Below are 18227 nucleotides of genomic sequence, written 5' to 3' on the forward strand. Positions count from 1 at the left end.
TCAGCTCCACAATTGAGGAAGTTGTGTAAATAACGTGTAGACTCCCATAATCGCCATTACGACCACAACAAGTGCACCTGAAACGGTCAGCCAAAGCGGATGCTTATAATCACCAATAATCTTTTTCTTATATGCAGCAATAAGCAGCGTTCCTAGCGCAATCGGCAGAATTAAGCCATTTAGTGATCCGACAAGCACGAGAATTTTCGCAGGCTGTCCGATTGTGACAAAAGCTAACGTAGAAATCACGATAAAGCCGATAATAATGCCGCGTGAATTCCTTTCAATTTTCGGAGAAAAGGTTTTAAAGAACGAAACAGACGTATAAGCTGCCCCGATAACAGAGGTAATGGCCGCAGACCACATGATCAATCCGAAAATTTTATAACCGACATTTCCCGCTGCCAGCTGGAACACTGAGGCCGCCGGGTTGCTTTCGTCAATATGCAGGCCTTTTGAAACAACGCCGAGCACAGCTAAGAAAAGGGCAATTCGCATAACAGATGTAATTAAAATTCCGGCAACCGAGCTTTTTGTCACCTGCGGAATCGCTTCCTTTCCTTTAATGCCAGCATCCAGTAAGCGGTGTCCCCCAGCAAACGTGATGTATCCGCCAACTGTCCCGCCGACTAGTGTTACAATTGCGAATATACTGATTTGTTCAGGGGCAAAGGTGTTTGCCACAGCCTGTCCAACTGGCGGTGCAGACGTGATTGCGACGTACAGCGTTAAGATGATCATGGCAAAGCCCGCAATTTGCGTAAAGCGGTCCATCGCTTTTCCTGCTTCTTTAATTAAAAAGATGAAAATGGCAACGACAGCACTGATCAAAGCGCCTGTTTCTGGTGTAATGCCGAACAGCACTTGGAGTCCGAGACCGGCACCTCCGATATTCCCGATATTAAAAGCTAGTCCGCCAAGCACGACGAGAATGGCGATGAAATACCCCAGTCCCGGAAGCACCATATTCGCAATTTCCTGACCGCGTTTTCCAGACACTGCGATAATGCGCCAAACATTGGTTTGGGCGAAAATATCTAAAATAATAGAGATTAAGATGACAAAACCGAAGCTTGCCGCGAGTGTGTTTGTGAATGTTGCGGTTTGTGTCAGGAAACCTGGGCCGATCGCCGAAGTGGCCATTAAAAAGGCAGCACCCATCAGCAATGACCAGCTGCCCGCTTTTTTTTCTGCTGTTTTTTTCTGTTGCCCCATCTATTGTTCCTCCTTTATGTTGACTTCTGTGCTGAAATAGCTGTCACTTCAATTCCTGCCGCTTTGAGCTCTTTTCTGATTTTTTGCGCAAATGTCAGCGCGTGGGCTCCATCTCCATGGATGCAAACGGTATCTGCTTTTAATGACACATCATGCCCTTGCTGAGATTTGACCGCCCCTTCTTTCACCATTTTGATCACCTGGGTGACAGCGGCATCATCACTTTCAATGAGTGCGTCCGGCTGCGAGCGCGGTGTCAGCGTGCCGTCCGCTTGGTATGTTCTATCGGCGAACACTTCATTTGCCGTCTGAAGTCCGATCCGTTCTCCCGCTTTTACGAGCTCGCTCTCAGCAAGACCGAAAAGAATCAGTCCAGGATCAACCTTATAGACAGCTTTCGCGATGGCGTCCGACAGCTTTTGATCGACTGCCGCCATATTATATAAAGCGCCATGCGGCTTGACGTGCTGCATGTGAAGTCCCTCTGCTTTTAGAAAACCAGAGAGCGCGCCAATTTGATAGACGACGAGATCATACGCTTCCTCAGGAGAAATCGCCATATTGCGGCGCCCAAAGCCGAGTAAATCCGGCAAGCCCGGATGTGCGCCAATTTTCACGCCTTTTTCTGCCGCAAGCGCGACGGTTTTCCGCATGACACCGGGATCTCCTGCATGAAATCCGCATGCGATGTTCGCTGATGTGACATACTCTAAAATATCTTGGTCAAGGCCTATCGTATAGGCTCCGAAGCTTTCTCCTAAATCACAGTTCAAATCAATCTGAAACACAGAATCCCTCCTGCCAAAGCATACGATATGCTTTATGTATTTATTGTTCCGAAATTCGGAACGACTATTCCGAATTTTTGAACTTTGGTTCATTATAATTCAATCATATCAGTTTGTGAAATACTTTTGTCAGAAAACCTACCATGGTCCCACAAGCAAACCTGCCAAACTAAAAAAAGAGAGTCCATCTTAGGACTCCCTTTTTTTATAGTACCCAATGGCGAATCGCTTTAGCGACACCATCCTCAATATTTGTATCCGTGATCCAATCAGCCGTTTCTTTCACGGTGTCTTGCGCATTGCCCATCGCGACGCCCAGACCCGCTTCTTTGATCATCGCGATGTCATTAAGACTGTCACCCATCGCCATCACATTCTCCATCGTAAAGCCGAGTTTTTCAGAAACCTTCGCAAGCGCTGCGGCTTTGTTGATGCCAAGCGCGTTGACTTCAATGTTTGTCGGGCTTGAATTTGTGATTTCGAGCTCTTTGTTTTTTCTCAGCTCCTCCAGCACTTCGTTTCGGATGTCGTCATCCTCAATGTCAAAGCCGAATTTGAGCCATTCATGGTCCGTAATATTTTCCGGGAACTCACCTCTCCATACCTTATTCACCGTAGAAGCCCAGAAATTGGTGTTGTGCTTATTCCGCAAATCCCACATCATTTGAATATGATCTGTATGGAGCAGCTTGCGTTCCACCAAATTAAAATTCGAATCCCATATTTCGCTGCCATTTGCCGTGATTAAAAAGGATGACAGCTTCAGCGATTCCGCCAGCTCCCGGCACGTCATCAGTGTCCGGCCCGTGCTGATCACCACGTACACGCCCTTATCCTCGGCTTCACGAATGGCTTTACGGTTTTCATCCGAGATCAGCTGCTCGTCATTAAGCAGCGTTCCATCCATATCAATTGCGATCAGCTTGATATCTACATCTTCTCTTTGAATAGACATATATGTACCTCTCTTTGCCTTTTAGTTGTTCTTCTTTCTATTCTAATACATTATACCCAGCGGAACAAAAAAGCGATTTCACATGTTTGAGGTGCGCTGATAAGAGGAAAACAAACGGTGAGGTGATTAAACATGACAGAAAGAAAACAGCAAAACAAACCAAACGAAAACCCCGAGCACAACGACTTAACCGATCCGATTCCGAATGAAGAGCTGAAGGAAAATATGAATGATGAAAAACACAAACGCCAGCAAAGAGATGACTCACAGAGCGAACGGGATTACGATACGAAATAATAGAACCCCTCACAAATCGTTGTGAAGGGTTTTTTCATTTTTCAATATAAATGCCGATTTCAGCTTCAGCAACAGGCTGCCCGCCTACTGACGCCTTGGCATGTCCAAACACAAACCCGCGCCGATTGCGCGTGACATCAAACAAAAGATCAAGCCGGTCACCGGGCACGGCCGCGCCCAGCTTTTCCGCTTTCTTCACAGAAGACAATAACCCCAAGCTGTTCTCATCTGTAATCCCTGTAAAAGCCGCCGTTTGCGCAAGTGCTTCAATCACTAGTGAAAACGGCATTTCTGTTTGCGTGTCAGTGATAAACCAGTCGTTCTCACTAATCAGCTTATATGCGGCCGCATGTTTGCCGGGCTCGCTTTCCGTCACGCCATCAATAAACAAAAACGGATAGCGGTGAGGCAAAGATAATGAATTCATTCTATTTCTCCTTTTTTGACTATTATATATCAGCCTACAGCTCAACGATAGGATATAATGGAAAAAACGCAAAAGGAGCCTGTTATGTCCCAAAAACCGCTCATCATTCTCGCACACGAAATATACGGTGTAAACATCCATATGAAAAAGATGGCCCGGCTGATCAAAATGGCTGGATATGATGTGATAACGCCCAACCTGGTCGGAGATGGTGAAGTCTACTCACTGCAAGAGGAAAAAACAGCATACGAACAGTTTACAAAACATGAACGGCTGAAAACAGGAGAAACCATCATTCAGAACGTGATCAGGCAAAACACGGGACGGCGCATCTTTGTGATTGGATTCAGCGCGGGCGCGACGATCGCATGGAAATGCAGCAGTATGCCTGAGGTGAGCGGAGCTGTTTGTTATTACGGTTCCCGGATACGCGATTCTCTTCATCACGTGCCAGCCTGCCCGGTCCTATTGTTTTTCCCTTCATATGAACCGTCGTTTGATGTTGCGGTTCTTATCAAAAAACTGAGGGAAAAACAGCATCCCGATTTGGAGATTTATCAATTCGATGCTCTTCATGGCTTTGCCAATCCTGAGTCGGTTTATTTTGACAGGGCACTCTTCTTCAAAACGCTTTCCATCATAAAAAACGAGGCAGAAAAACTGCCCCGCCCTGTTTCATCAAAGTTTTCTTAAACGCATACAGATTTCGTCCGTAACCTCAGCCGTTGTGCTTTGTCCGCCAATGTCGCGTGTTTTGATGCCGTCAGCTGTTACTCGTTCCATCACATCTAGGATCTTTGCTCCCAGTTCTTCCTCTCCGAAATGGTCAAGCATCAGCTTCGCTGTCCAAATCTGGCCGATTGGATTGGCAAGGCCCTGGCCGGCAATGTCGGGAGCTGAGCCGTGAACCGGTTCGAACATGGACGGATATTTGCCGGACGGGTTGATGTTCGCAGACGGCGCAATACCGATACTTCCCATCAGGCTTGAGCTGATGTCGGTTAAAATATCACCGAACAGGTTGCTCGCCACAATGACGTCAAACGTTTCCGGACGCGTTACAAAAAAAGCGGCCAGCGCATCAATATGCTGGGATGACGTTTCGATTTCGCTGTAATCAGCGGCAGTCTGCTGAAAGACTTCATCCCAAAACGGCATCGCGTGATAAATGCCATTAGACTTTGTCGCACTTGTCACATGCCCGCGCCGTTTTTTTGCCAATTCGAAGGCAAAACGCATGACACGTTCTGTCGCTTTTCTCGTAAATACGGCATTCTGAATGGCGATTTCATCATCGCCTCTGTGAATGCGTCCGCCGACTTCACTGTATTCACCTTCACTGTTCTCGCGAATCACCACGAGGTCAAAATCATTTGGATGCAGAAGCGGCGACGTAATGCCCGCCATTTGTTTGGCGGGTCTCATATTAATGGAGAGCTCAAGCTCCCTCCGGATTTTCAGCAGCAGCCTCCATAACGAAATATGATCGGGAACCAGCTTCGGATTTCCGACGGCTCCCAAGAAGACCGCTTCAAATTGAGTAAGCGTATGTATTCCGTCTTCAGGCATCATTTCGCCGTGCTCCATGTAATAATCACAGCTCCATGGAAAAGCCGTGAATGAGAATGACAAACCTCCGTGTACCTCAGCCGCTGTATGAAGCACTTTCTCAGCAGCCGCTACAACCTCTCTTCCTACTCCGTCTCCCGGTATTGCCGCAATCTCGAATTGTTTCATCGTCATTCTCCTTCCCCTGTTGTCGTAAGCGTTTTCTATTATACTAGATTGCGAGATGGTAAAAAAAGCCCGTGACATTGTGTCACGGGTGGTCGGTTATTGATTGAGTTTTTTTAAAACAATGGCGTGCAGCGGTTCATGGGACTGAATGCCGCACACCTCTTGAAGCACGCCGCTGTATCCTTTTTCTTCGATCAGCGCTTGCAGTTCAACCGCTTCAGGGTCACCGGTGAAATCGAAGCGCAATGCTGCGGCAATCCCTTCCGCCAGTGCATTCGGCTCTTTTATTTTCTTTGCCGGGCCTACGAGTCTATCATTCTCTCCCAGTTTTCTGAGAGGTGATCTCGCCACGCGGGTTACATCGTCCGTAATGAATGGATTTTCAAAGCGTCCGATGATTTTTTTGATATATTGTTCGTGTTCGGTTTGCTTAAAGCCATACGTTTTGACGAGATAGTCACCGGTTTCAAGCAGCGCCGAATGAACGACACGGCGGATTTCCGGATGATCGATTGCTTCTTTGACCGTTTTGAGTCCGCGTTGATAGCCGACATACGCTGTCACCGCGTGTCCGGTGTTGACTGTAAACAACTTTCTTTCGATGTACGGCGTCAGATCATTAACAAATAGCGCGCCGTTTATGACTGGTGTTTTCCCTTTAAAGCCTGATTCATCAATGACCCATTCAAAAAATGGTTCAACCGATACTTTGAGCGGATCTTCATGATGCTGAATCGGCACGATCCGGTCAACGGCGGAATTCGGAAAACCGACCGTTTCACTGACGGACTCCTGCTCAGCTTCTGTTAAATGGCTGTATATCTCTTTCTTCAGGAAGCTGCTCCCGCCAATCATATTTTCGCAGGCAATGATATTCAGTGTGTTTGAAGCGTCTCTTCGTCTTAACCCTTCTGCGATAGACGGAGCAATCAGCTTCAGCACGTTCGGGCCAACTGCTGTTGTGATGAGCGCCGCCTCATTGATCAGCCGATACAGCTCCTCCAGCTGGCTGCCGCTATTGATGGCACTGACCGGACCGATTACCTCTGATGAATGCCCCTCTTCTGCCAGCTCCACTGTGTATTCCCGTTTTTCATTGAGGAGGCTGACCATCGTATCGTTCACATCCGCAAACACCACATCATAGCCGGAGTGGTGAAGCAGTGCGCCGATAAACCCCCTCCCGATATTTCCCGCACCGAAATGTAAGGCGATCATGTCAGTTCACCTCGTTGAAAATGGCGATCAAATCTTCTTCGCTTTTAGCAGAGATTAGGCGTTCAATATTTTCTTCTTCTGAACAAATGATGGCGATGTTAGACAAAATGTCTAAATGCTCATTATTTTTGCCCGCAATGCCGAATACCACTTTTGCCGTGTTGCCTTCTCCGTACTCGACACCATCAGGAATCTGTATAATTGAGATTCCTGAGTGAAGCACCTCGCTTTTCGCTTCTTCGGTGCCGTGTGGAATGGCAATGAAATTCCCCATAAAAGTAGAAGACGTTTCTTCCCTTTCAAACATTTTGCTAATGTAATCCTCTGTCACATAGCCGTTGTCAATCAGCGTCTGGCCCGCCATTTTGATGGCTTCTTCTTTTGAAGATACCGTTTGGTTGAGTTTAATATTTTCCTTTGCGAGTACTTGCATGAGTATCACTCTCTTTCTATGAGATTACTTTTTAAGCTTTTCAATCAGCTCGTCATATTTCGGGCTGTTTAAGAAGTTATCCACTGATATGTGCGTCGCGTTCGGCAGCTTTGCTTTCGCGCGATCTGTTAAATCTTTGTGGGTGATGACAATGTCAGTATCGCTTGGCAGATTGTTAATGGCCGTATTGGTCACACTGATGTCAAGCTCTGCTTTTTTCACTTTGTTTCTTAAGATGGATGCTCCCATGGCGCTCGATCCCATTCCCGCATCACATGCAAAGATAATTTTATTTACGCTTTCAGGAGACAGCTCAGACGCTTCCTCAGCTTTGGTTTGTTCCGCTTCTAAAGCTGCGGCTGCTTGGCTTTTCTTCCCCTTCATGGACTGCATTTTTTCAGTTGCGGCAGCGAGGTCTTCTTCGCTTGCTTTTGAAGATTTCAGGATCACTGCTGATACGATGAACGAAACAGCCGCAGCGACCAATACACCCGCCAATACGCCGAAGTAGCCGCCTCTTGGCGTCATCGCCATCAATGCGATAATGCTTCCCGGTGACGATGCTGCGACAAGTCCGGCATTAAAGATCGTGAACGTTAAGAGTCCGCTTGCTCCGCCGGCAATAGCTGCCAGAATCAGGGCCGGTTTCATCAAAATGTACGGGAAGTAAATCTCGTGAATCCCGCCGAAGAAATGAATGATCGCCGCTCCGGGAGCCGTTGATTTTGAAGAACCTTTGCCAAAGAACATGTACGCCAGCAAAATGCCGAGTCCCGGTCCAGGGTTGGCTTCTACTAAAAACAGAATTGATTTTCCCGTTTGGGCTGCCTGCTCGATTCCGATCGGGCTTAAGATTCCATGGTTAATGGCGTTGTTTAGGAACAACACTTTCGCCGGTTCCACAAAAACGCTGGCTACAGGCAGTAAATTAGCGTGTACAATAACTTCCACACCGGCCGCCAGCAATTTGTTTAACGTCAGGACAACTGGGCCAATGGCGTAAAACGCGAGAATCGTTAAAGCCGCGCCGACAATCCCTGCCGTAAAGTTGTTGATCAGCATTTCAAAGCCTTGTTTGACTTTATCCTTGAACAATTTATCCGTCTGTTTAATGAGGTATCCGCCAAGCGGCCCCATGATCATTGCACCTAAAAACATTGGAATATCCGACCCGACAATCACCCCGATTGCCGCTGTTGCCCCGACGACTCCGCCGCGGTGGTCGTAAATCATTTTTCCGCCTGTATACGCTATCAAAAGCGGCAGTAAATATGTGATCATCGGGCTGACAAGTGTATTCAGCTGTTCATTCGGAAACCATCCCGCCGGAATAAACAGCGCGGTAATGATGCCCCACGCGATAAACGCGCCGATATTCGGCATGATCATTCCGCTCAAATAACTGCCGAAGCGCTGCACTTTCACTTTCATGCCGCCTTGCTGCTGTTCTTGCTGCATATATAAACCCTCCCTGTTTTGTTTGTCGCTGTAAGATATAAAAAGATGTTCAGAGAATGATGCTTCCCTTTGACTCTATGTTAAAACGCTTACAGTCCCTATACAATTGAAAGTAAAGAGGACTTTGGCACAAGGGTGTGACAATTTTTTAAAAATAAAAAGGCCCCTGATATCAGGAGCCTTTTCTCTTTCCTCTATAAATAATGTTCCCGTTTTGAATCACGTACTTGGCGATCATCCGCTCACTCACAATGAAAACGGGATAGGCACACACAAGCGCAAAAACAGCCATCGGCACGTGCTGTACGGCCGGCAGCATTGTGCCTGCCGCCTTGCGGAGAAGCAGCAAAAGATAAATGAGCAGCACGATGACTGCTAATGACACCAGCATAATCGGAGCTGATACTTTATATTCATGAAGCCGTTCCCGGCAGTGTCCGCAGCGAAATTGACAAGGCACATTTGATGATCTGACCATGTCGCCTGTCAAAGGTTTGCCGCAGTTCGGGCATCGTGTTTCTTTCATAGGGTATTCCTCACTTTCCATTCCATATGTCTATTATACCAGAGTCCCTTCTGTTTCGTTTTGTTGCTGTTCAACACATTTTCACATTTTTTATCATCAGCTTACTTGTCTCTGTCTCTAAAATCCTCTACGCTTAAATAGATCTTATTTGGAGGGGATGTATGAATGCTTCCGATTAATAGACAGCAACACATCCTGAAGTGGCTGAAAGAAGAAGGCGCGCTCAGAATTTCTGATATCAGCGCAAGGTTCGGTGTTTCAGAAATGACAGTATACAGAGATGTCAATCAGCTTGTTCAGTCAAATCAGGTCATTAAAACAGCCGGCGGCATCACGCTCCCAGCCCGAACACCTCAAGCGGATCATATGTGCAGCTATTGTCTGAAGCCGGTCAATCAAGCCCATTCGGTTCAGCTGATTACGGTAAACCAAGACATTGAACAGCTATGCTGCGCACATTGTGCGTTTTTGCGGTACGCAGATAAAACGGAAGAGGTTTCACACTTGATTTGCAGAGATTTTCTGTTACACACAACAGTCAGTGCCGGTTCGGCTTATTTCGTCGTAAATGCTGAACTAAACCTGCACTGCTGCCAGCCTCAGGCGATTCCGTTTGCGACACTCGACCATGCCGAACGGTTTCGAAAAGGATTCGGCGGAGCCGTCCGCACCTTCGACCAGGCGCTGGAAGACATGCTTCAAGACAGAAAAAAACGCTGCACCTGCACCAAGAAATAACACAATATATACAGCGGAAGGTGGTGTCTGAGTGATGAAGCGAAACAGATGGTGGATCATCCTTCTGCTTTTTCTTGTTTTCCTGCCGAAAACAAGCTTTGCTCACGCCTATATTGTCAAATCTTCACCTGGTGAAAACAGCGAATTAAAAAGCGCCCCTTCACAGGTGGAAATCGAATTTAATGAACCGGTTGAAGAAGGGTTTCATTACATTAAAGTCTATAATTCAAACGGCGATCGGGTGGATACAGATAAGACTGAAATCAAAAAAGATAATCATCACATCATGACAGTGAAGCTGAAAAAGAATCTGCCGCATGATGTGTACAGAGCGGAATGGAATGCCGTGTCCGCGGACGGGCATCCGGTTTCCGGCGTCATTCCGTTTAGCATCGGGAAAGCGGACGGCGGATTCAGCAGCCAAAAAGCCGCCGGTTCAGCGCTGAATCCGGCAACAGCCGCAGACCGCGCGATTCTGTATACAGCCTTATCTCTGTTTATCGGGACGGTTTTCTTCCATCTCTTCTGGTATAAAGGAGATCCAGAACAACTCGCCAAACGGACGAGACGTATCCTGATCGTCTCGATCACTGCATTGGGGCTGGCGCTTTTGCTTCAGCTTCCCATTCAGACAAAAGCTAACGCGGGCGGCGGCTGGGGCAGCGCCTTCCAGCCGGGCTACATCAGAGAAACTCTGTTTGAGACAGCAGGCGGCACCATTTGGATCATACAGGCCCTGTTGTACGTGCTGCTTGCACTGTCTGCGATCCCTGTGATACGCAAAAAACGCTTTTCGTCCTTTGGCTATTGGACAGCGCCGCTCATTTTCTTTTTCGGTCTCCTGCTTGCCAAAGCGTTTACCGGACATGCTGCTGTCGTTGAAGAAAAAGCGGTCGGCATTTTGATGGATTTCCTTCATTTATCTTCCGCTTCCATCTGGGTTGGCGGAATAGCAGCACTCGTTTTGCTGCTCGCAAAAGAATGGAGGCAGCCTGACAAAACGCTCGCATGGGAAACGGTAAGCCGGTTCTCCCCATGGGCGCTTACTGCAGTCGGCGTCATTTTGTTTTCAGGCTTGCTCAATGGATTTTTCATCATTCGATCAATGGATTCGCTGTTCCATACAGCGTACGGCCAAGCTCTTATAGTAAAAAGCGGACTGTTTGTGTTGATGCTGGTCTTAGGCGCGCTTCATTTTCTGCTCACCAGAAAGCAGCGCCGCACAGGAATCAGCCGAACGCTCAAAATGGAATGGGCAATCGGCATCGCTGTATTGATCACAGCGGCCGTGTTTACAAGCCTGCCAAGCCCACCTGAGCCGGCGCCGGAACCGTTCTTCCAAACGAAAGCGATTGAGAACGGACAAAGCGTGTCTCTCAGCATCAGCCCGAACCAACCAGGGAAAAACGAATTTGAGCTGCGGATCACTGACCATAACGGCGAACCGGTGAAAAACATCCAGCAAATCACGTTAACCATTTATAAAACAGGCCTGTCAGGCAGCGAAAACAAAAGCACGTTTCAATTAAAAGAGAAAACAAAAGGCGTCTTTCAGGATGAAAACCTATCCATTAATGAAAAGGGAAACTGGAAGATCAAAGTCCACGGGCTGACCGGAGACTTTAACGAAATCAATATCATGTTTACAAAGACCCATTAAAGGAGTGTTTGAATTGTTGAAGAAAATTGCATTCACGCTATGTCCGGCTATCGTCGGCTCTCTCTTATTCTTTACGGCCCCTGCCAGTGCGCACGTTACGGTAAAGCCTGCTGAATCCGCTGCAGGCTCTTGGGAAACTTATACGATGAAGGTTCCTTCTGAGAAAAATCAGTCGACAACAAAGGTTGTCCTCAAAATGCCGAAGGATGTTGAATTCCAGCAATACGAGCCAATTCCGGGCTGGAAGGTATCCACCCAGAAACACGACGACAAATCAGTGTCCGTGACGTGGGAAGCGACTGACGGCGGCATTCAGGAAGGACAGTTCCAGCGGTTTACCTTTGTTGCCAAAAACCCTGACAAAGCGGAGGAAGCAGCTTGGGACGCATACCAATATTACAAAGACGGCAGCATTGTCGAGTGGACAGGTGACGAGGATGCGGATACGCCTCATTCCATTACAAACATCACCGCTGCAAAGCAAGTGACAGATGAGCACGGTGCTACGAAAACAGAGGACGATTCCAAAGAATCGGGCTCTTCTGCTCTGGACATCACAGCGATTGTGCTGTCTGCGGCAGCCATTATTTTATCTATAGCAGCGCTTGTAAAGAAAAAGCGTGCGTAATAAAAAAGCGATCCAGATGTCATGTCTGGGTCGCTTTTTTTGTTTAACCGCGTCCTGCTTGGAATGAGGGATATTGTGTCATACCGCCGTCCGCGAATAACGTGATGCCTGTGACGTAGCTGGCTTCCTTCGAAGCAAGCCAGGCTGCTACTGCGGCGACCTCCTCCGGTTCGCCGATATATCCCATTGGAATCATGCTTTCTACATCAGCTTTCTGTTTAGGGTCAGCGAATTTTTCAGCATTGATTGGCGTGTTGATCGCGCCTGGCCCAATATTATTGACGCGAATGCCCTTCGGCGCGTATTCCAACGCCAATGTTTCTGTCATCAACTTTATCCCGCCTTTACTTGCCGCATAGTGGACAAATAACGGCCAAGGAATCACTTCGTGCACACTGGACATGTTGATGACATTTCCCTTGATATCATTTTCTACGAAATATTTAATCGCTTCACGGCTTCCTAAAAAGGCGCCCGTTAAGTTCGTGCTGATGACTTTATCCCAATCCTTCAACGGCATTTCGTGAGATGGCACAGGATTTTCAAGTCCCGCATTATTAATCATAATATCGAGTGTGCCGAACTCTTTAATGGCAGTTTGCACAATATTTTTTACATCTTCCTCTTTCGTGACATCTCCTTGGACGATAACTGCTTCACCGCCCGCCTTGATGACCTCTTCTTTTACCTCGTTTGGATCCTGTTTATCACTATAATAGTTGATAACCACTTTTGCCTGCTCCTTGCCGAAGCGAAGGGCCATGGCTTTCCCAAGACCTGATGCAGCGCCTGTAATGGCGACGACTTTTCCTTTTAAATCTGGATACATATACATCCTCCTCAATTGTTATGAATTCGTTTTGGCGATTCCTAAAAATACAGCGGCCGCAATAATCAGTGCAATCCCTATGGCAATCGCAATAAGCTGGCGTTTTGTTTTCTTTTCACGCAGGATGAAAATGCCGCCGAGCGTTGAAATGACAATTCCCATTTGAGAGAGAGAAAAGCTTGTTGCGACACCGACTCTCGGCTGAGAAATAAACAAAAACATATTTCCGCCTGCCCAGATTAATCCTGGGAGAATATTTCTGATCGCATATTTGTTAAAGGGTTTGTGTCTATAGGTTAAAACTAACCCTCCAACCACCATGCCAATCGCCTGTGGCAGCAGCGCGGACCAGCCGGACACATTGAACAATCTCGCCACGACGACATAAACCAAATAACCAAGAGTCGAGACAAGGAGAATCAAAATGCCCTTTTTCAAGTTGCTTGGCTCGCCCTCTGTTTTATCCTTCTTATCTTCCAAAGATGTGAGAATGATTCCCACAATGATAAAGATCAGAGCGAGAATGCCAAGCGTAATCGCAATCGGTGTTGACCATTCGCGGAACACGATCACACCGAACAACGATGTGGAAACGAGCTGCATTCCTGTGGAAATCGGCATTGTTTTAGATACACCCATCAATTCAATGCTTTTCAGCTGGTTGGCCTGCCCAAGTGACCAAAATAAGCCGGATACGATTCCAACAATAAAAATCCGCAGTGACAGAACGGGCTGAACAAAAAAGTAAATAACGATAGAAACAATGAGCGCCCCGATCGTCGTTCCCAGTGTCTGGCTGTACGGCCCGCCGCCTAATTTCACATTGAAGAGAACAATGCTCCCCCAAAACAAAGCCGGGAGAAGAGCCAATAATAAATCCATTGTTGGGGAACCTTCTTTCAAAATGTATTTGCTGTTATTTTGTCTGGAATGGCTGGGTTTATTCGCCGGAACAGCAAAAAGAGCTGCCGGAAGATCCGGCAGCTCTCAGGAGCTTGCATTCTTTTACAAACCGATGGACATATATTTTGTTTCAAGATAAGGCTCGATGCCTTCCGAACCGCCTTCGCGGCCGATGCCGCTTTCTTTCATTCCGCCGAATGGCGCTTGAACCGCTGATGGTCCGCCGTCATTCCAGCCGATAATCCCGTACTCAAGGTTTTCGGAAATATAGATGCCGCGGCGGTAGTTTTCTGTGAAGAAGTAAGCAGCCAGGCCGTACGGTGTATCGTTGGCAAGCTGAATCGCTTCATCAATATCAGAAAACGTGACGATCGGTGCAACCGGGCCGAATGTTTCCTCATGCATGATATTCATGGACGTATCGACATCTGCGAGAACTGTCGGGTTGACGAAGTAGCAGCCTTTGTCATCGTTTCGGTCATACGTGCCCCCAGCGAGAACTTTCGCACCTTTTTCAACCGCATCATCAATTTGGCTGACAATTTTTTCGAAACCTCTTTTGTTGATAATCGGGCCGACATTGACGCCTTCTTCAAGTCCATTTCCGACTTTTAGCTTAGACACTTGCTCGCTCAGTTTCGCCGCAAATTCATCTTTGATGGATTCATGGACGATCAGGCGGTTCGCACATACGCATGTTTGGCCCGCGTTTCGGTATTTAGACACCATCGCCTGTTCAACGGCAAGGTCTATGTTTGCATCTTCATCCACGATCAGCGGGGCATGTCCGCCGAGCTCCATGGAAACATGTTTCACGGTGTCCGCACTATTTTTCATGAGGATTTTCCCTACCGGCGTTGATCCTGTGAACGTGATTTTGCGGATTTTCGGACTGCCTGTGAACACATTTCCAATTTCTTCTCCATCGCCGATGACTACCTGAAGAACGTCCTTCGGAATGCCCGCTTCATATGCGAGGCGCGCAAGCTCATAGGCAGACAGCGGTGTGTCCGGCGCCGGCTTGATGATAAACGTACAGCCGGCAGCAAGAGCAGGTGCCGCTTTGCGTGTAATCATCGCATTCGGGAAATTCCAAGGCGTGATGGCAGCAACAGGGCCGACTGGCTGGCGTGTGACGACAATTCGTTTACCGGTTGTCGGAGCAGGCACAGTTCTTCCGTACACACGCTTCGCTTCCTCTGCGAACCATTCGATATAGCCTGCGCCGTACAGGACCTCGCCGACCGCTTCCTGATACGGTTTTCCGTTTTCCTTTGTAATTAAATCTGCAAGTTCTTCTTTATGTTCAACAATCAGCTCATACCATTTTTTCAAAAGAGACGCTCTTTCGTTCGCTGATGTTTTAGACCACGTTTTAAACGCTTGATGTGAACGTTCAATGGCTTCTTCTACTTCTTTGGCTGATTGCTGAGGAATCGTTTTGATCTCCTCGCCCGTAGCCGGGTTGTAGACCGTTAATTGATCTGGCATATTGAACATTCCCTTCTTTTCATGATTACTTAAAATGATAGCAGACCCAGCCGTTTTCTTTCCAATAATTAAGCTCGCAGGCCCGCCTCCAAAATGCTGAGTCCTTCATTCAGAAGGCTGTCTGAGATGACGAGCGGCGTCAGAAAGCGGATGATATTGCCATTAATTCCCGCAGTCAGCAAAAGCAATCCGTTTTGATTCGCATACGCCGCGATTGCTGCCGCTTTCGCTTTATCAGGCTCACACGTGTCAGGATCCTTGACGATTTCGATTGCGGCCATTGCTCCGAGTCTGCGGATGTCACCGATAAACGGGAATTCTTGTTTCCACTCATACGCCTTGTTTTCAATCGTTTTGCCAATTTTTTCAGAACGCTCATTCAGCCCTTCTTCTTCAATAATATCCAAGACAGCCAAAGCCGCCGCGCACCCGAGCGGGCTGCCGGCATACGTGCCGCCCAGCTCCCCTGGCGCTGCTGCATCAAGCATTTCCGCACGGCCGATCACACCGCTTAACGGCAATCCCGCTGCAAGTGATTTAGAAACCGTGATCAGATCAGGAACAACATCAAAATGTTCAATTGCGAAATAGGTGCCTGTTCTGGCAAAACCCGTTTGAATTTCATCAGCCACAAAAACAATGCCGTGTTCTTTGCAAAAAGATGCGACATGCTGCACAAATCGTTTCGAAGGAATAATAAAGCCGCCTTCTCCCTGTACAGGCTCCATCACGACACATGCGACCGTTTCCGGCGCGACTGATGCGATGAAGAAATCATTGAACGCTTGGATGATCATGTCATCATAGCTTTCATCACTCATGCCGGCCGGCTTCTGATAATAATAGGGGAATGGTGCTTGATAAACCTCTGACGCAAAAGGTCCGAAGCCGAATTTATAAGGTTTTACCTTGCTCGTCATGCTCATCGTCATATTCGTGCGCCCATGAAACCCGCGTGTAAACGAGACAACCCCTTGGCGCTTTGTATACTTTCTGGCAATTTTTACAGCGTTTTCGACCGCTTCCGCTCCTGAGTTCAGAAAGATCGCTTTTTTCTCATGGCCGCCCGGTGCAATGCCGCACAGTTTTTCCGCTAATTCGATATAAGACGGGTACATCATGACATTGAAACCCGGGTGAATCAGCTCCTCCGCCTGCCGCTTCACAGCCTCAACGACCTTCGGATGCGAGTGTCCGACATTTAACGTTCCGATGGCGCCTGCAAAATCAATAAATCTCCGGCCGTCCAAATCGTACAGCTCAGCCCCTACTCCTTTTACCGCCAGACTGCGATTGCCGTTGCTCACACCTTTGGACACGAATTGATCCCGTTTTTGCTGCCACTGGGCAGTCGTGATGCTTGCTGTTGTTTGACTCATGTGTATGTCCCCCTGTCGCTATTTTCTTACCATTCTGACTTCTCTTTGGTATGATGAAAAGTATCAATTATAACTTTTTGATGGTACCAGAAGGAGAAACTGCAAATGGACATCACAATCACACTCGATCGCTCAGAACAAGCCGATTATATCTATCAGCAAATTTATCAAAAGTTGAAAAAAGAAATTCTCAGCCGCAATCTGCTGCCACACTCGAAGGTTCCCTCCAAGAGAGAGCTGGCTGAGAAGCTGAAGGTCAGCGTAAACTCAGTGAATTCAGCCTATCAGCAGCTTCTGGCTGAGGGATATTTGTACGCCATTGAGCGAAAAGGGTTTTTCGTGGAGAAGCTCGACATGTTTTCTGCCGAGGAGCACCCCCCATTTTCATTGGCGGATGACCTGAAAGAGGTTCACATCGATCAAAGCAATTGGATTTCGTTTTCACACATGAGTGCCGATACAGACCATTTTCCGATCAAAAGCTGGTTTCGCTGCGAGCAAAAAGCGGCCTCACGCTCATATCGAACACTTGGCGATATGTCGCATCCACAAGGGATCTATGGGGTGCGCGCGGCCATTACCAGGCTCATTTCCCTGACGCGGGGCGTAAAATGCCGGCCGGAACAAATCGTCATAGGGGCAGGCACACAGGTGCTTATGCAGCTATTGACTGAGCTTTTGCCTAAGGAGGCGGTGTATGCGATGGAGGAACCCGGTTACAGGCGCATGTACCAGCTTTTAAAAAATGCCGGAAAACAGGTGAAGACCATCATGCTGGATGAAAAAGGCATGTCGATTGCTGAAATCAGCAGACAGCAGCCTGATGTACTGGTGACGACTCCGTCGCATCAATTTCCGGCCGGAACGATTATGCCTGTATCCAGAAGAATTCAGCTGCTGAACTGGGCAGCCGAAAAGCCGCACCGCTATATTATTGAAGACGATTATGATAGTGAATTTACATATGATGTAGACAGTATTCCAGCGTTGCAAAGCCTCGACCGTTTTCAAAATGTCATCTATATGGGCACCTTTTCAAAATCCCTTCTCCCTGGCTTGCGGATCAGCTATATGGTTTTGCCGCCTGAGCTATTGAGGACATACAAACAGCGAGGCTATGATTTGCAGACATGCTCGTCTCTTGCGCAGCTCACCCTGCAGGAATTTATCGAGTCCGGAGAATATCAGAAGCATATAAAAAAAATGAAGCAGCATTATAAAGAAAAGAGAGAGCGCCTGATCGCCGCTTTAGAAACAGAGTTCAGCGGAGAGGTTACCGTAAAGGGGGCAAATGCGGGACTGCATTTTGTTACTGAATTTGAAACCAGCCGCACCGAACAAGACATCCTGGCACATGCCGCCGGCCAGCAGCTTGAAATCTTCGGAATGAGCCGGTTTGATTTGAAGGAAAAAAGAAGGCAAACAGGCAGGCCCGCTCTCATTATCGGATTCGCCCGGCTTAAGGAAGAAGACATTCAGGAGGGTGTCGAGAGGCTTTCCCGTGCTGTTTACGGACATAAAAAAATCCCCGGTACAGGGGATTGA

General features: G+C 47.6%; 19 protein-coding genes. 6 read left to right on the forward strand and 13 right to left on the reverse strand.

Features of this window, described 5'->3' with window-relative positions:
* The 3 genes from AC0DBE_RS10825 to AC0DBE_RS10835 form a co-directional block, all read right to left on the reverse strand.
* Positions 1-1215, reverse strand: coding sequence for an NRAMP family divalent metal transporter (locus AC0DBE_RS10825; protein WP_014112677.1), 1215 nt, complete (start codon positions 1213-1215; stop codon positions 1-3).
* A gap of 14 nt (positions 1216-1229) precedes the next feature.
* Positions 1230-2003: a 5-oxoprolinase subunit PpxA gene (gene pxpA, locus AC0DBE_RS10830; protein WP_014112676.1), complete on the reverse strand. Its 774-nt coding sequence runs from the start codon at positions 2001-2003 to the stop codon at positions 1230-1232.
* Positions 2004-2208: 205 nt separating this feature from the next.
* Positions 2209-2958: a Cof-type HAD-IIB family hydrolase gene (locus AC0DBE_RS10835; protein WP_003225050.1), complete on the reverse strand. Its 750-nt coding sequence runs from the start codon at positions 2956-2958 to the stop codon at positions 2209-2211.
* Between the two features lie 132 nt (positions 2959-3090).
* Here AC0DBE_RS10835 and AC0DBE_RS10840 point away from each other — a divergent pair, with 132 nt between their 5' ends.
* A complete protein-coding gene (locus AC0DBE_RS10840) occupies positions 3091-3255 on the forward strand; it encodes a hypothetical protein (RefSeq protein ID WP_061186203.1) in 165 nt (54 codons plus the stop codon).
* Positions 3256-3289: 34 nt separating this feature from the next.
* Here the strand turns inward: AC0DBE_RS10840 and AC0DBE_RS10845 are convergent, their stop codons facing one another.
* The gene (locus AC0DBE_RS10845; protein ID WP_461719646.1) at positions 3290-3682 is read right to left on the reverse strand and encodes a 3-hydroxyacyl-ACP dehydratase FabZ family protein; all 393 of its coding nucleotides are present in this window, start codon (positions 3680-3682) and stop codon (positions 3290-3292) included.
* A gap of 84 nt (positions 3683-3766) precedes the next feature.
* Here AC0DBE_RS10845 and AC0DBE_RS10850 point away from each other — a divergent pair, with 84 nt between their 5' ends.
* Positions 3767-4375: a dienelactone hydrolase family protein gene (locus tag AC0DBE_RS10850; RefSeq protein WP_472962108.1), complete on the forward strand. Its 609-nt coding sequence runs from the start codon at positions 3767-3769 to the stop codon at positions 4373-4375.
* Here the strand turns inward: AC0DBE_RS10850 and AC0DBE_RS10855 are convergent.
* The 5 genes from AC0DBE_RS10855 to AC0DBE_RS10875 all read right to left on the reverse strand — a co-directional run bounded on the left by AC0DBE_RS10855 (position 4361) and on the right by AC0DBE_RS10875 (position 9054).
* A complete protein-coding gene (locus AC0DBE_RS10855) occupies positions 4361-5425 on the reverse strand; it encodes a tartrate dehydrogenase (protein WP_472962110.1) in 1065 nt (354 codons plus the stop codon). The two genes, AC0DBE_RS10850 and AC0DBE_RS10855, sit on opposite strands and share 15 nt — an antisense overlap.
* A gap of 90 nt (positions 5426-5515) precedes the next feature.
* Positions 5516-6637: a mannitol-1-phosphate 5-dehydrogenase gene (locus AC0DBE_RS10860; protein ID WP_014112671.1), complete on the reverse strand. Its 1122-nt coding sequence runs from the start codon at positions 6635-6637 to the stop codon at positions 5516-5518.
* 1 nt (position 6638) lies between these two features.
* The gene (locus AC0DBE_RS10865) at positions 6639-7070 is read right to left on the reverse strand and encodes a PTS mannitol transporter subunit IIA (protein ID WP_014112670.1); all 432 of its coding nucleotides are present in this window, start codon (positions 7068-7070) and stop codon (positions 6639-6641) included.
* Positions 7071-7094: 24 nt separating this feature from the next.
* On the reverse strand, positions 7095-8528 hold the full coding sequence (locus AC0DBE_RS10870) for a PTS mannitol transporter subunit IICB (RefSeq protein ID WP_461845822.1): 1434 nt from the start codon (positions 8526-8528) through the stop codon (positions 7095-7097).
* 172 nt (positions 8529-8700) lie between these two features.
* Positions 8701-9054 (reverse strand): hypothetical protein, encoded by a 354-nt coding sequence (locus tag AC0DBE_RS10875; protein ID WP_461719643.1) that lies wholly within the window; start codon positions 9052-9054, stop codon positions 8701-8703.
* Positions 9055-9219: 165 nt separating this feature from the next.
* On the opposite strand from AC0DBE_RS10875, the gene ycnK reads away from it, so the two are divergent.
* From ycnK to AC0DBE_RS10890, 3 genes are read left to right on the forward strand one after another with little or no spacing between them, the layout of a single operon-like run.
* Positions 9220-9792: a copper uptake transcriptional regulator YcnK gene (ycnK, locus tag AC0DBE_RS10880; RefSeq protein ID WP_014112667.1), complete on the forward strand. Its 573-nt coding sequence runs from the start codon at positions 9220-9222 to the stop codon at positions 9790-9792.
* Positions 9793-9826: 34 nt separating this feature from the next.
* Positions 9827-11452 (forward strand): copper transporter YcnJ, encoded by a 1626-nt coding sequence (gene ycnJ / locus AC0DBE_RS10885; RefSeq protein WP_327816495.1) that lies wholly within the window; start codon positions 9827-9829, stop codon positions 11450-11452.
* Positions 11453-11465: 13 nt separating this feature from the next.
* Complete coding sequence (locus AC0DBE_RS10890) at positions 11466-12080, forward strand: YcnI family copper-binding membrane protein (RefSeq protein WP_327816494.1); 615 nt, start codon at positions 11466-11468, stop codon at positions 12078-12080.
* Between the two features lie 43 nt (positions 12081-12123).
* Here AC0DBE_RS10890 and gdh read toward each other — a convergent pair whose 3' ends face one another.
* From gdh to gabT, 4 genes are all read right to left on the reverse strand, one after another.
* Positions 12124-12909, reverse strand: coding sequence for a glucose 1-dehydrogenase (gene gdh, locus AC0DBE_RS10895; RefSeq protein ID WP_014112664.1), 786 nt, complete (start codon positions 12907-12909; stop codon positions 12124-12126).
* An 18-nt stretch (positions 12910-12927) separates the two neighbouring features.
* On the reverse strand, positions 12928-13791 hold the full coding sequence (gene glcU / locus AC0DBE_RS10900; protein WP_014112663.1) for a glucose uptake protein GlcU: 864 nt from the start codon (positions 13789-13791) through the stop codon (positions 12928-12930).
* Positions 13792-13914: 123 nt separating this feature from the next.
* Positions 13915-15303 (reverse strand): succinate-semialdehyde dehydrogenase, encoded by a 1389-nt coding sequence (gene gabD / locus AC0DBE_RS10905; protein ID WP_014112661.1) that lies wholly within the window; start codon positions 15301-15303, stop codon positions 13915-13917.
* 68 nt (positions 15304-15371) lie between these two features.
* The gene (gabT, locus tag AC0DBE_RS10910) at positions 15372-16682 is read right to left on the reverse strand and encodes a 4-aminobutyrate--2-oxoglutarate transaminase (RefSeq protein WP_472962115.1); all 1311 of its coding nucleotides are present in this window, start codon (positions 16680-16682) and stop codon (positions 15372-15374) included.
* Positions 16683-16787: 105 nt separating this feature from the next.
* Here gabT and gabR point away from each other — a divergent pair, with 105 nt between their 5' ends.
* Positions 16788-18227, forward strand: coding sequence for a MocR-like transcriptional regulator GabR (gene gabR / locus AC0DBE_RS10915; protein WP_079288489.1), 1440 nt, complete (start codon positions 16788-16790; stop codon positions 18225-18227).

The sequence above is a fragment of the Bacillus sp. VA15 genome, from assembly GCF_055721145.1.